At 76.2% G+C, this 13,208-nt stretch carries 13 protein-coding genes and 1 riboswitch; of the genes, 9 read left to right on the top strand and 4 right to left on the bottom strand.

Translation table 11 applies throughout. The features are described from left to right. Nucleotides 1-141: 141 nt before the first annotated feature. Complete coding sequence (locus OKX07_RS16985; protein ID WP_265629168.1) at nucleotides 142-921, bottom strand: ABC transporter ATP-binding protein; 780 nt, start codon at nucleotides 919-921, stop codon at nucleotides 142-144. A 236-nt stretch (nucleotides 922-1,157) separates the two neighbouring features. Here OKX07_RS16985 and OKX07_RS16980 point away from each other — a divergent pair, with 236 nt between their 5' ends. After that, nucleotides 1,158-3,119, top strand: a complete 1,962-nt coding sequence (locus OKX07_RS16980) for a beta-galactosidase (protein WP_265629167.1) — start codon at nucleotides 1,158-1,160, stop codon at nucleotides 3,117-3,119. Nucleotides 3,120-3,205: 86 nt separating this feature from the next. Here the strand turns inward: OKX07_RS16980 and OKX07_RS16975 are convergent, their stop codons facing one another. Then, on the bottom strand, nucleotides 3,206-3,844 hold the full coding sequence (locus tag OKX07_RS16975) for a class I SAM-dependent methyltransferase (RefSeq protein WP_265629166.1): 639 nt from the start codon (nucleotides 3,842-3,844) through the stop codon (nucleotides 3,206-3,208). A 99-nt stretch (nucleotides 3,845-3,943) separates the two neighbouring features. Beyond that, the gene (locus OKX07_RS16970; protein ID WP_265629165.1) at nucleotides 3,944-4,942 is read right to left on the bottom strand and encodes an NAD(P)/FAD-dependent oxidoreductase; all 999 of its coding nucleotides are present in this window, start codon (nucleotides 4,940-4,942) and stop codon (nucleotides 3,944-3,946) included. A gap of 66 nt (nucleotides 4,943-5,008) precedes the next feature. Between OKX07_RS16970 and OKX07_RS16965 the strand changes: the two genes are divergently transcribed. Then, entirely contained in the window at nucleotides 5,009-5,599 is a 591-nt protein-coding gene (locus OKX07_RS16965; protein ID WP_265629164.1) for a helix-turn-helix domain-containing protein, read from the top strand. 154 nt (nucleotides 5,600-5,753) lie between these two features. On the opposite strand, the gene OKX07_RS16960 is transcribed toward OKX07_RS16965, so the two are convergent. Continuing rightward, the gene (locus OKX07_RS16960) at nucleotides 5,754-6,800 is read right to left on the bottom strand and encodes an AEC family transporter (RefSeq protein ID WP_265629163.1); all 1,047 of its coding nucleotides are present in this window, start codon (nucleotides 6,798-6,800) and stop codon (nucleotides 5,754-5,756) included. A gap of 175 nt (nucleotides 6,801-6,975) precedes the next feature. Between OKX07_RS16960 and OKX07_RS16955 the strand changes: the two genes are divergently transcribed. From OKX07_RS16955 to OKX07_RS16925, 7 genes are all read left to right on the top strand, one after another. Next, nucleotides 6,976-7,446 (top strand): SRPBCC domain-containing protein, encoded by a 471-nt coding sequence (locus OKX07_RS16955; protein WP_265629162.1) that lies wholly within the window; start codon nucleotides 6,976-6,978, stop codon nucleotides 7,444-7,446. Beyond that, nucleotides 7,443-7,778: an ArsR/SmtB family transcription factor gene (locus OKX07_RS16950; RefSeq protein ID WP_265629161.1), complete on the top strand. Its 336-nt coding sequence runs from the start codon at nucleotides 7,443-7,445 to the stop codon at nucleotides 7,776-7,778. The genes OKX07_RS16955 and OKX07_RS16950 overlap by 4 nt, the downstream gene beginning before the upstream one ends. A gap of 155 nt (nucleotides 7,779-7,933) precedes the next feature. After that, nucleotides 7,934-8,027, top strand: a riboswitch (TPP riboswitch). A 205-nt stretch (nucleotides 8,028-8,232) separates the two neighbouring features. Continuing rightward, nucleotides 8,233-9,279, top strand: coding sequence for an ABC transporter substrate-binding protein (locus OKX07_RS16945; protein ID WP_265629160.1), 1,047 nt, complete (start codon nucleotides 8,233-8,235; stop codon nucleotides 9,277-9,279). Next, entirely contained in the window at nucleotides 9,276-10,082 is an 807-nt protein-coding gene (locus tag OKX07_RS16940) for an ABC transporter permease (RefSeq protein WP_265629159.1), read from the top strand. The genes OKX07_RS16945 and OKX07_RS16940 overlap by 4 nt, the downstream gene beginning before the upstream one ends. Next, nucleotides 10,075-10,911, top strand: coding sequence for an ABC transporter ATP-binding protein (locus OKX07_RS16935; protein ID WP_265629158.1), 837 nt, complete (start codon nucleotides 10,075-10,077; stop codon nucleotides 10,909-10,911). The genes OKX07_RS16940 and OKX07_RS16935 overlap by 8 nt, the downstream gene beginning before the upstream one ends. A gap of 341 nt (nucleotides 10,912-11,252) precedes the next feature. Then, nucleotides 11,253-12,038 carry an ABC transporter permease gene (locus tag OKX07_RS16930; RefSeq protein ID WP_265629157.1) on the top strand — a complete coding sequence of 262 codons (786 nt, stop codon included), beginning with the start codon at nucleotides 11,253-11,255 and terminating at the stop codon, nucleotides 12,036-12,038. Between the two features lie 82 nt (nucleotides 12,039-12,120). Further along, nucleotides 12,121-13,206, top strand: coding sequence for an ABC transporter substrate-binding protein (locus tag OKX07_RS16925; protein ID WP_265629156.1), 1,086 nt, complete (start codon nucleotides 12,121-12,123; stop codon nucleotides 13,204-13,206). The last annotated feature ends 2 nt before the right edge of the window (nucleotides 13,207-13,208 follow it).

Raw genomic sequence — 13,208 nt, 5'->3', positions numbered from 1 at the left:
CGCCGGTGGCCGCCGAAGGTCAGGTTCGCCGAGCCTTGCGGGTGCTGGATTGCTCTCTCACCGGGGTGGGTTGGATTGCTCTCTCACCCTGTGGTGAGAGAGCAATCCAGCACGGGCGTTGCGGGTGCTGTCCGCCCCGGGTCAGCTCGGGGGCCGGCCGCCGACCGCCTCGGGCAGGGACTCGGCGATGCCGCGCGTGTCGGGGTGCTGGGGGTCGCGCAGCAGGTCGCGCAGGGGCCCGGACTCGACGAGGCGGCCCTCGGCGAGCACGTGGACGGTGTCCGTCAGGCGCTCGAGCAGGTGGACGTCGTGCGACGCCACCAGCAGACCGATGCCGTCGGCACGGACCAGGGCGCGGATGTCGTCGGCGAGGTCCTCCCGCATCGACGGGTCGACGGCCGTCAGCGGCTCGTCGAGCAGGACCAGGTCGGGACGCGTCGCGAGCGCGCGCACGATCGCGAGGCGCTGCCGCTCACCGCCCGACAGCGTCCCCACGCGTCGCGTGACGAACCGGATGGGCAGGCCCACGATCGCGAACGCGGACTCCACGTCGTGGTCGGTGGTCCGGCCGGCCTTGCGGGCCTCGGTGAACGCGTCGAGCACCGTCTGCTCGACCGTGCGCTGCACGTCCATGCCGGCCATGCCGTTCTGGTGCACGAGGCGCAGCCGCGCCTTGACGTCCTTGCGCCGCCGCCGGGGGGTCTTGCCGACGGGCACGCCGTCGAGCGTGACGCGCCCCTGGCCGGGTCCCAGGGCGCCGCCGAGGATCTCCAGGAGGGTCGTCTTGCCGACGCCGGAGCGGCCGAGCACGCCGACCGCGTCACCGGGGCGCAGCGTGAGGTCGATGCCCGCGAGGACCGGGTCCCCGCCGTACCCGGCCCAGATGTCGGTGGCCTGGAGGACTCCCGGGGTGCTGCTCATGCGTGCTGCTCGTCTCATGTCGTCGGGTGGCGCCGTCGGGCGCCCGCTGCTGGTCCCAACGTACGGGCAGGGGCGTCGGATCCCGCGATCGGTGACCACCGTCGCGACTCCTGTTAGCGTTCACACGCCACCTTCAGCCGAGACGCCGCCGGAGCGGGCCCGCGGAGGCGGGGCGACGACGCCCCACCCGCACGGCGCCCGTCCCGGCCCGCCGCGCCGTCCCAGGAGGACATGCCGTGCCCACTGACGCCCGCATCCGCTACGGCGCCGACTACAACCCCGAGCAGTGGCCGCAGGACGTGTGGGACGAGGACGTGCGTCTCATGCGCGACGCCCACGTCACCACGGCCACGGTCGGCGTGTTCTCGTGGTCCCGCCTCGAGCCGCGCCCCGGCGAGTACGACTTCGCGTGGCTCGACGACGTGATGGGCCGGCTGCACGCCGGCGGCGTCCGCGTCGTCCTGGCGACCGCGACCGCGTCCCCACCGGCCTGGTTCTCCCTGCGGTACCCGGACTCGCTGCCCGTCACGCAGGACGGTGTGCGGCTGGCCTTCGGGTCACGGCAGCACTACTCGCCGTCGTCGCCCGACTACCGGCGGCACGCCCTCGCGCTCGTGGAGCAGGTCGCGTCCCGCTACGCGGACCACCCCGCGCTGGAGATGTGGCACGTCAACAACGAGTACGGCTGCCAGGTGTCGCGCTCGTACGACGCGCACAGCGCCGCCGCGTTCCGCACGTGGCTCGAGCGCCGCTACGGCAGCGTCGAGGAGCTGAACCGCGCGTGGGGCACGGAGTTCTGGTCGCAGCGGTACGGGTCGATCGACGAGGTCGGCGTCCCGTCCGCCGCGCCGGCGTCCCGCAACCCGACGCAGCTGATCGACTTCCGCCGGTTCAGCTCGGACGCGATGCTCGCGCTGCACCGCGCGGAGGTCGAGGTGATCCGCCGGCACAGCCCCGACGTGCCGATCACGACCAACTTCATGGGCTTCTTCGAGGGGGCGGACTACTGGGCGTGGGCGCCGTACGTCGACGTCGTCAGCGACGACGCCTACCCGGACCCCGCCGACCCCGCCGCGTACGTGCGCCTCGCCGCGGAGCGCGACCTCGTGCGCGGGCTCGGCGAGGGGCGGCCGTGGCTGCTCATGGAGCAGTCGACCAGCGCCGTCAACTGGCGCCCCCGCAACGCGCCGCGTCCCCGGGGGGAGCACCGTGCCCAGTCGCTGCAGGCCGTCGCCCGCGGCGCGGACGGTGTCCTGCACTTCCAGTGGCGCCAGTCCGCGTCAGGAGCCGAGCGCTTCCACTCGGCGATGGTGCCGCACGCCGGCCCCGACTCCCGGCTCTTCCGGGACGTCGCCGCGCTGGGCGAGGAGCTGACGGGTCTGTCGGACCTGGTCGGCACACCCGTCCCCGCGCGCGTCGCCGTCGTCATGGACTGGGACTCGTGGTGGGCCCTCGAGCAGGGCGCGCTGCCGACCCGCGTGGAGTACGTCGAGCGGTTCTGCGACTGGTACGCGCCGTTCCTGCGGCGCGGGGTCACGGTCGACGTCGTCCGGGCGGGTGCCGACCTCGTGGGCTACGACCTCGTCGTGGTCCCCGTGCAGCACGTCGCGCGGCGTGCCGACCTCGACGCGCTCGACGCGTACGTGCGCGGCGGCGGGCACCTCGTCGTGACGTACGCGTCGGCGATCGTCGACGAGGACCTGCGCATCTACCTGGGCGGGTACCTCGGCCCGCTGCAGGCGACGCTGGGCGTGCGCGTCGAGGAGCTCGCGCCGACCGCGGGCCCCGGCGGGTCGCCGGGCGGCGGCCTGCGGCTGGCCGGCGACCTCGCCGGGGCGGCGTCGCTCTGGCAGGACGTGCTCGTCGTCGAGGACGCACAGGTCGTCGCGACGTTCGCCGACGGGTACGCCGCCGGCGGTGCGGCCGTCACGCGCCGCGACCACGGCGACGGCGTCGCGTGGTACGTCGGCACGCAGCCGTCGGCCGAGGTCCTCGACGCCCTCGTCGACCGGCTGCTGACCGACGCCGACGTCCCCGCCCTGTTCCCGTCGCCCGTCGTGGGCGTCGAGGCCGTGCGCCGCGGGGACCGGCTGGTCGTCGTCAACCACACGGGGGAACCGGTGACGCTCGACGTCGCGGGCCGGACCGTCGCGCTGGCCCCCCACGACGCCCAGATCCTGCCGGCCAACGGGGCCTGACCCTCAGCCAGGAAAAGTGTGGAGAGTTGTTGCCGCTCCCCGGCAACAACTCTTCACACTTTCTTGGTCGGCCCCCTGGGGGCCCGTCAGCGGCGGTGCGCGACCAGAACTGCGTCACGGACCGTGACCGCCGTGCCCTCGTGGTCGATCGTGCGTGCCAGGACGCGCGGGTCGATCGACGTCCACTGCGCAGGGTCGAGGTCGGCGGCGATCTGCTCCGGGGTGTACCCCAGCCGCGCCAGGTGCGGCCGCGGCACCGGGCCGTCCAGGTCGGACAGGTCGTGCCCGACGACGAGCAGCGTCCCGCCCGGCGCGACCGCGTCCGCGAGCCAGCCCCAGCCGCGCCCGCTCTCGGCGTGCAGGTAGTGCGACGTGACCAGGTCGTACCGCGCGGGCGGGTCCCACGTGCGCAGGTCCGCCTCCACCCACGTCGCCGCGAGCCCGCGCCGCGCCGCCTCCGCCGCGCCCCGGTCGAGCGCGGTCCGGGAGGCGTCGACCGCGGTCACGGTCCAACCGCGCTCCGCGAGCCACACGGCGTCACCGCCCTCGCCGGCGCCCGCGTCGAGCGCCGTCCCGGGGGTCAGGTGCGACGCCAGCTCGACGAGCGAGGCGTTGACCCGCCCGCTCCAGAGCTGGTCGTGCGCGCGGTAGCGCTCCTCCCACCAGGCGGGGTCGAGCTCGGTGTCGTCGGGGATCTGGTCGGTGCGGTGCTGGTGGTCGTGCACGGGGGTTCTCCTGACGTGGATGAGGGGCTGGATCGACGTCTCGCGCCCAGGGGGTGGGGCTGGATCGACCTCTCGCGAGAGGTCGATCCAGCCCCAGGATCAGGCGGCGGCGGCGGTGCTGCTGCGGGCGTAGGCGAGGTCGGCGAGGACGAGGGACGCGTTGACGTGGGCGCCCGCGAGGGAGCCCGCGGCGATGCTCGACGCGAGGGCGTGCTGCGGGCCCGTCACGTTGCCCGCAGCCCACACGCCGGGCACGGACGTCGCACCCGTCGCGTCGACGGTGACGGCGCGGCCGACGTCCTCGCCCGCGAAGTCGAGCGGGGCGGTCGCCAGGCCGAGGCCGTCGACGAGGGTGTCGTCGAGCAGGGCGCGCGTGCCGACGAACACGGCGTCGCACGCGACGACCTCGTCGTCGGCGAGGACCAGGGCCGTGAGCGCGTCGTCCGTGGTGCGCGCGCGGGAGACCCGGCCGGTGACGACGCGGACGCCGCGCGCCGCGAGGTCGGCCTGCTGCTCGGCGTCGGGCGTGAACGCGTCGTTCAGCAGCAGCGTGACGTCCGCGCTGAGCTGGCGGACGAGCAGCGCCATGTGCACCGCGCGCGGCCCGGTCGCCAGCACCGCGAGCGTGCGGTCGCGCACCTCCCAGCCGTGGCAGTACGGGCAGTGCAGGACGTCGCGGCCCCAGCGTCCGGCCAGTCCGGGCACGTCGGGCAGGACGTCCCGCATGCCCGTGGCGACGACGACGCGGCGGGCGCGGTGCGTCGCGCCGTCGGCGGTGTCGACCTCGAACGCGGGCTCGGTCGGTGCGTCGTCGTCGGCTGCCACGGCGCGTGCGGCGACGACGCGGGTCGCGGCGACCTCGACGCCGTAGCGCGCGACCTCGGCCCGGCCGGCCGCGAGGAGCTCGGCCGGCGGGGTGCCGTCGTGCGTCAGCAGGTTGTGCGCGTGCGGGGACGTGGCGTTGCGGGGCTCGCCGGCGTCGAGGACGCGCACGGTGCGGCGCGAGCGACCGAGGCTCAGCGCGGCGGACAGGCCGGCGGCCCCGCCGCCGAGCACGAGGACGTCGACGGGGTCGGGTGTCAGGGGTGCGTTCGCCATGTCCCGAGAGTGCCGCGCGCCGTGCCGTCTTGACAAGTAGCGTTGCCATGTCGGCAAACTGGATCCATGGACGACGACCTCGGTGCCGTGCTCGACACGGTCGGCCCCCGCCTGCGCGCGCTGCGTGAGCAGCGCGAGGCGACGCTCGCCGACGTGGCCGGCGCCACCGGCATCTCCGTCAGCACGCTGTCGCGCCTCGAGTCCGGCCTGCGCCGCCCGACGCTCGAGCTGCTGCTGCCCCTCGCGCGCTTCCACGAGGTGACGATCGACGAGCTCGTCGACGTCCCCGCCGGCGACGACCCGCGCGTCCCGCTCCACCCGACCGTCCGGCACGGCGTCACGTACGTCCCGCTGAGCCGCCGCACCGAGGGGCCGCGGGCCTACCGCCTCGTGTACCCCCCGCGCACACCCGCCGAGGTCGGCGAGCCGCGCGTCCACGACGGGTACGAGTGGCTCTACGTCCTGAGCGGGACGCTGCGCCTCGTCCTCGGGGGTCGCACCCTCGACCTCGTCGGCGGCGAGGCAGCGGAGTTCGACACCCGCGTGCCGCACTGGCTCGGCAACGTCTCCGACGGCCTTGTCGAGGTGCTCGCGCTCTACGGCCCCCAGGGGGAGCGCATGCACGTCCGCGCCCGTCCGCGCCGCCGCGACGCCTGACCGCATCGCGGGACGGGCGCGTGGCGAGACCGGGCTGGGTCGTCGTCCCGAGCCGAGACGACGACTCAGCCCGGTCTCGCGACGTACCCGTCCCAGGGCGTGGACGGCGGGGAGAGGGACGGGGATCGCCGGCGGTGGGGACGCGGTGCCCCCCTCAGCCCAGCGTCGCCGCGACCACCAGCAGCACCGGGACGCACAGGATCGTCGTCGCCAGGCCGGTGTCGCGCGCGAGCGCCTCGCCGTGGCGGTACTGCATCGCGTAGACCAGCACGTTCTGGGCCGTCGGCAGGGCGGCCATCGCGACGACGGCGAGCAGGGCGGGCGCGGGCAGGCCGAGCGCGGTGCCGACGCCCCACGTCAGCACCGGGTGCACGACGGAGCGCAGGCCGACGGCCAGAGCCAGGTCGCGCCGGGGGGCCGCGCCACCCGGTGTCCGGGGGACCGCGAGCGACATGCCGAACGTGATGAGCGCGAGCGGCGCCGCCGCGGCACCCACCAGGGCGAACGGCTCGTACACGACCTCGGGCAGCGACCACGGCAGGGCTGCCAGGACGAGGCCGGTGAGCGTCGCGACGATGATCGGGTTGCTGAGCGTCCGTCGCACGACCGCACCGACCCGCAACCCGACCGGAACCCGGCTCCCCGACCCCCCGTCGGGACGGTGACCCGCGTCCCGCTCGCCACCCCCCTCCACGCCGACCGGAACGGGGGTCCCCGCCACGGGGGTCGAACGGTGAGTGGTGGTCCGGTCGGTGGGGGTGGCGTGGGCGTCGAGGACCGTGAACGCGATCGGGGCCAGCACCAGGAGCTGGAACAGGAGGGTCGGGACGACGGCGACGGGGTCGTCGAGCAGGTACACCGCGAGCGGCAGCCCGACGTTGCCCGCGTTGACGTAGGACGAGACGAGCGTGCCGACCGTGACGTCGGCCGCGGGTCGGCGCCACGCGAACCGCAGGACGACGACCGCCAGCACCGCGACCAGCGCCGTGCTCACCCACGTGACGAGGGCCGTGCGGGACACGAGCAGGTGCAGGTCGGCGTGCGCGACGGTGGACAGCAGCAGCGCGGGTGCGGCGACGGCGAAGACGACGCGCGCGAGCACCGGCGCGGCGCGCTCGCCCAGCACGCGCCACCTGCCCAGCACCCAGCCGAGCGCGACGACGGCGCCCATGGTGCCCAGGGCGGTCAGGACCGCGGACATCAGCGCGTCCGCCGGGCCGGGGGCGGGGCGGACATCGAGGCGCTCGGTGTCACTCGTCGATCCTCGCACGGGGGTTTCGGGGGCGGTGCGCTCTGTTGCAACCTGGGGGTTGCGCAACGCCAGGGACGGTGGCACGCTCTAATGCAACAGAACAGTTGCACACAAGGAGCCCGCCATGACCACGCACCAGACCGCCGCCACGATCGACGACGCCACCTCGACCGTCACCCGCACCATCCGCGTCGACGCCCCGCCCGCCCGCGTCTTCGAGGTCCTCACCCGGGAGGACCTCGTCGCCCAGTGGTTCGGCCAGCGCGCCTCCCTGCCCGACCTGCGCGTCGGCGGCATCGGCTCCCTCGGGTGGGACGGGCAGGACGACGTCCCGTTGCGCATCGAGGCGTACGACCCGCCGCGCCGCTTCGCGTTCGCGTGGCCGGGCTGCGGCGGGGAGCTCACCGCCGGCACCGACCTGACCGCGACGTTCACGCTCCTGCCCGACGGCACGGGCACGCTGCTCACCGTCGTCGAGACCGGGTTCGACCAGCTCGGCGACGAGCGGCTGCGGCAGCTCGAGGACCACCGCGGCGGCTGGACGTCCGAGCTCGACGAGCTCGTCGAGCTGGTCCACGGCGGGGTGCCGGCGTGACGTCGGCGACCGACACGACACGGGTGGTCGCGGTGTGCGCCGCCCTGGGCGACGAGACCCGGTGGCAGGTGCTCACCGAGGTCGGGCGCGGTGAGGCGTCCGCCTCCGCGCTCGCGGACCGGCTGCCCGTCACCCGCCAGGCCATCGCCAAGCACCTCGCGGTGCTGGCCGAGGTCGGGCTCGTCGAGCCCGTGCGCGTCGGCCGCGAGGTGCGGTACCGGGCCGTCGGCGCCCGCCTCGGCCTGCTCGCCCGCACCCTCGACGCGGTCGGCGCCCGCTGGGACGAGCGCCTCGCCGCGATCGCACGACTCGCAGAGTCCCCGACCCCCTGACCCCTGCCCTCCGTCGCCGAGCGCGGCACACGACTGCCGAGCGCGGCACAGGTATCGCCCGCGCTCGGCAGTCGTGTGCCGCGCTCGGTCGCGTCGTCGGACCACAGTGCGGACGAGCGGGCGGACGGGCGCGGGCGGAGCGGTAGCGTCGACGACGTCGTGACACGGGGTGCCGCATCCGCGGCTGAGATCACACCCGTCGAACCTGATCTAGGTCGCACTAGCGAAGGGATGTCGCGCATGTCTCCCATGCGTTCGCCTCTGCACGCCCACCGGCACCGTCCGCGTCCCCGGCGAGGCCCGCTCACCACCTGACCCGCCGCCCGCCGACCGTCCACGCGGTCCGCGGGCCGCCGCCGCACGCCCACCCGTCGTCCCCGCCGCCACCCACGCGCCGGGGCCCCCGGGCGTGCCCGCGCGCCCCGGCCGGTCCGCCCGTACCCCCGGAGACCTCGTGCCCCACGCCCGCCCCCACCCGTCCCGTCGACGGGCCGCACCCGCACTGATCGCGGCCGCCGCCCTCACCGCCGCGCTCGCGGCGTGCGCCGACCCCGCGACCGGCGCCGACGGCCGCCCCGTCGTCCGGTTCGCGCTCGACTGGACGCCCAACACCAACCACACCGGCCTGGAGGTCGCACTCGCGCAGGGCTGGTTCGACGACGCGGGCCTCGACGTCCGCGTCCTGCCGTACACGGACGCGTCGCCGGACGCGCTCCTCGACGCGGGCGCAGCCGAAGCCGGCATCAGCTTCCACGACGCGTCCGTGGTCGCGCAGGCCGCGGGCGCCGACGTCGTCGCGGTGCTCGCGCCGCTGCAGCACTGGGCGACGGCGATCGCGGTACGCGCCGACGACGACACGATCACCCGGCCCCGCGACCTGGACGGTCGCGTCTACGCGGGGTTCGGGGGCGTCGCGGAGGTGCCCCTGCTGCAGGAGGTGATCCGGGCCGACGGCGGCGTGGGCGACTTCACGTCGGTGACGCTCGGGACGAGCGCGTACGCCGCGCTGTACGCGGGCGAGGCGGACTTCACGATCCCGTTCGTCGCGTGGGAGGGCCTCGAGGCCGCGCGCGCCGGCACCCCGCTGCGCTACTTCCGGTACACCGACCACGGCTTCCCCGACGCGTACGCGGTGCTCGTCGACGCGCGGCGCTCGTGGGTCGACGCCGGGCCCGAGGTCGCCGCGGCGTTCGTCGACGCGCTGCGCCGCGGGTACGCGTTCGCGGCCGACCACCCCGACGAGGCGGCGCAGATCCTGCTCGACGCGCACCCGGACGCGTTCGCCGACCCGGAGATGGTCGTCGAGAGCCAGCGGCTGCTCGCCGCGGAGTACCTGCGCGACGCCGACGGCGCGGTCGGGACGATCGACCCCGCGCAGTTCGCCGGGTATGCCGACTTCCTGTACGACCGGGGCCTGCTCGCGGGTCCCGACGGCGACGTGCTGACCCGCCGCCCCGACTGGTCGACCTACCACGACGCGCCGCGCCCGGGGGAGCGGTGAGCGGCGCGGGTGAGACCGGCCTGCGCCCGGCTGGGGCCGCCGGACCCCGTCGTGCCCTGCCCGTGCTGGTCGCCCTCGCCGCGTTGCTCGCGGTGTGGCAGGGCGCCGTCGCGACGGGCGGGGTCACGCCGCGGTTGCTGCCGTCGCCCGCGCGCGTCGTGCAGCAGGCGTGGACGCACCGCGAGGTCATCGCCGGGCACGCGGGTGCGACCCTCACCGTCACGCTCGTGGGGTTCGCCGTGTCCGTCGCGGTCGCGGGGGTGCTGGCCGTGACGCTCGACGCGGTGCCGCGCCTGCGTGCCGGCGTGGTCCCGCTGCTCGTCGCGTCGCAGACCGTGCCCGTGCTGGTCGTGGCGCCCCTGCTGGTGCTGTGGTTCGGGTTCGGCCTCGGGCCCAAGGTGCTGGTCGTGACCCTGGTGACGTTCTTCCCCGTGGCGCTGGGGCTGGTCGAGGGGTTCGGGGCGGCAGGTCCCGGGGCGTCGTCGCTGCTGCGGACGATGGGCGCGAGCCGGTTCCAGGAGTTCCGGTACGTGCGGCTCCCCGCGGCGATGCCGCGGTTCTTCACCGCCCTGCGGATCGGCGTGACGTACGCCGTGGTCGGGGCCGTCGTCGCGGAGTACGCGGGTGCGGTGCAGGGCCTCGGGACGTACATGACGATGCAGCGCGCCGCGTTCCGCACCGACCTGGTGCTCGCCGCCGTCGGGGTGTGCGCTGCCCTGACGCTCGCGCTGTACGCGGCGACGTCCGGGCTCGAGCGTGTCGTCGTGCCGTGGGCACGGCCACGGGCGGTGCGTCGTGGCTGACGTGGTGCTGCAGGTCAGCGACGTGCACCTGGCCCTGCCCGCCGCCGACGGCCCGCGGGCGGTGCTCACGGGCGTCGACCTGACGGTGCCGCGCGGGTCGTTCACGTGCGTCGTCGGGCCGTCGGGGTGCGGCAAGAGCACGCTGCTGGGCGTCGTCGCCGGCCTGCGCCGTCCCGACCGCGGCGCCGTGCTGCTCGACGGCCGCGACGTCACGGGCACGACGGGCCACGCGGCGTGGATGGCGCAGGACGACCTGCTGCTCGAGTGGCGCACCGTCCTGGACAACGCGGCGCTCGGCCTGCAGGTGCAGGGCGTGCGACGGCGCGAGGCGCGGGCGCGCGTCCGCGACCTGCTGGGCGAGTTCGGTCTCGGTGCGCACGCGGACGCCCGCCCGTCCGAGCTGTCCGGGGGGATGCGGCAGCGGGCCGCGCTGGCGCGGACGGTCGCGCAGGGCCGCGACCTGCTGCTGCTCGACGAGCCGTTCGGTGCGCTCGACGCGCTGACCCGGCTGCACCTGCAGCGCTGGCTCGCCGCGACGTGGGCGGCCCACCGCTGGACCGTCGTCATGGTCACCCACGACGTGCGCGAGGCCGTGACGCTCGCCGACGAGGTCGTCCGGCTGTCCGGGCAGCCCGCGCGGGTCGCCGCGCGGCACCCCGTCGACGACCCGCACCCCCGGGACCCGACCCGCCGCGGGCCCGCCGCCGCACGCGTCGAGGAGGACGTCCTCGCCGGACTGGGCGTCCGCGCCATCCTCACCCCGCCGCCCCCCGCCCCACCCACCCCGCCGCCCACCGCCGCCCTCGCCGCCGCGACCGTGACCCCATGACCGCCCCCGACCCCCCGCCGACCGGAACACCGCTCACCGCAGGGGAGTCCGGACGGGGACCCAGGTTCCGGTCGGCGGACGCCTCGCCGCCGACCGGCACACCGGTCCCGGTTCGACCCGACGGACAGGGACCCACGTTCCGGTCGGACGCCTCACTGCCGAGCGGAACACCAGTACCCGATGGAGCCGCCGGACGGGGACCCACGTTCCGGTCGGCGGACGCTTCGCCCCCGAGCGGTACACCGGTCCCCGATGGAGCCGCCGGACGGGGAGTGAGGTTCCGGTGGGCGTGGGGGAGCGGTGCGTGGTGGCGGGGGTGGTGGAGCCTCGGGGGTGTCGCCGTGGTCTGGACGGTCGTCGCGGGGGTCGGTGGGGTGCCGCCGCAGGTGCTGCCCGGGCCCGTCGCGGTCGCGCGCGCGGGTGCCGAGCTGGTGGCCGCCGGGACGCTGGTGCCGGCCCTCGCGGTGAGCGTCGGGCGGCTCGCGGTCGGTGCGGTGCTCGGCATCGCGATCGGCCTGGCGCTGGGACTGGTCGCCGGCCTGACGCGGAGCGGGCACGACGTCGTCGACCGTCCCCTGCAGGCCGTGCGGGCCGTGCCGTTCACGGCGCTGACGCCCCTGCTGATCGTGTGGTGCGGGCTGGGCGAGACGCCCAAGGTGCTGCTGGTCGTGATCGCGAGCGTCGTCCCCGTGTACGTCGCGACGGTCACCGGTGTGCAGGGCGTCGACCCGCGGCTGCGCGAGCTCGCCGTCGCGCAGCACCTGGACCGGCGGTCGACGCTGCGGCGCGTCGTGCTGCCCGGGGCCCTCCCGTCCGTGCTCGCCGGGGTCCGGCTCGCGCTGGGCACCGGCTGGGTCGCGGTGATCGTCGCCGAGCAGGTCGCCACCGATCGCGGCGTCGGGGCGCTGCTCGCGGACGCCCGCACGTGGGCGCGCACCGACGTCGTCCTGCTGTGCGTCGCGCTGTACGCCGCGCTCGGCCTGGTGACGGACGCGCTGGTCCGCGCGGTCGAGGAGCGCGCGCTGCGGTGGCGCGGCCCCGCCGCAGGCACCCCACCTCCGGGCGTCGCACCCGCCGGGCTCCCCGTCCCGACCGTCACGCCCGTCGGACCCGTCACCCCCACCTGACCCGTCGCCCCCACCCGACTCGTCACCCCACCCCACCCGACTCGTCACCCCACCCCACCCGTCACCCCCACGAGGAGCTCCCATGACGACCGCCCCACCCGCCCGGCGACGGGCACGACGGCACGCCGGGCCCGCGCTCGCGGTCGCCGTCGGGCTCGCCCTGGCCGGCTGCGCCGCGACGGGCACGGCGTCGCCCGCGTCGTCCGGCACCGCGTCGTCCGGCACGTCCGGCACGTCCGGCACCGTGCCGACCGGCACGGCTGCCACGCTGCGCGTCGGTCCGCTGTCGACGCAGAACCTGCTGACCCTCGCCGTCGACGACGGCCTCGCCGCACGGCACCTGGCCGCGGCGGGGACGACGCTCGAGGTCACGGCGTCGTTCCCCGCGTTCGCCCCGGCGGCCGAGGCGCTGGCCGCCGGGCACGTCGACGTCGTCAGCGGCTCGACGACCGCCGTCGTCGCGGCCCTCGCGGGTGATCCCGACCTCGTCGTCGTCGCCGTCGAGCACGACGACGGCGACACGCAGGGCATCGTCGCGCACGGCGACGTCACGGACGTCGCGGACCTCGCCGGGCGCTCGGTCGCCGTGAACAAGGGCGGCACGGGGGAGTACCTGCTGCGGCTCGCGCTGCGCCGCGCCGGCCTGACCGCGGCCGACGTCACCGTCGAGTACCTGACCCCGCCGGACGCGGCGAGCGCGTTCGCCGCCGGGCGCGTCGATGCGTGGGCGACGTGGGACCAGTACCTCGTCGGGGCGCAGGCGCTGCCCGGCGTGCGGACCGTCGCCCTCGCGCGGGACCTCGGGTCCGACAACCGTACGGTCCACGTGACGACGCGGGACGTCGTCGAGCGGCGGCCGGGCGCCGTCGTCGCGCTGTACGCCGCGCTCGTCGCGGAGGCCACGGCGCTGGCCGACGACCCCGGGCGGCGGGTCGACGCCTACCGCGCTGCCGGGGCGGCGCAGGACGTCGCGGCGGCGCTCGGGGAGCTGGCGGCGCCGCGCGTCGGGCCCGCGGACGCGCGGTTCGCGGCCGAGCTCGCGCGCGTCGCGGAGCTGTACGCGCAGGAGGGCCTGGTGCCGGCGCCCGTCGACGTCGCGGGGGTCGCGGTCGACGTCACGGCACTCGAGAGGGCGGACCTCGACGCGACCGCCGGGCCGACCGGGTGAGC

It is taken from the genome of Cellulomonas sp. S1-8, assembly GCF_026184235.1.
Lineage (GTDB): Bacteria > Actinomycetota > Actinomycetes > Actinomycetales > Cellulomonadaceae > Cellulomonas.
The sequence above is the reverse complement of the archived record's forward strand: the minus strand, read 5'-3'. Positions and strand labels throughout refer to the sequence as shown.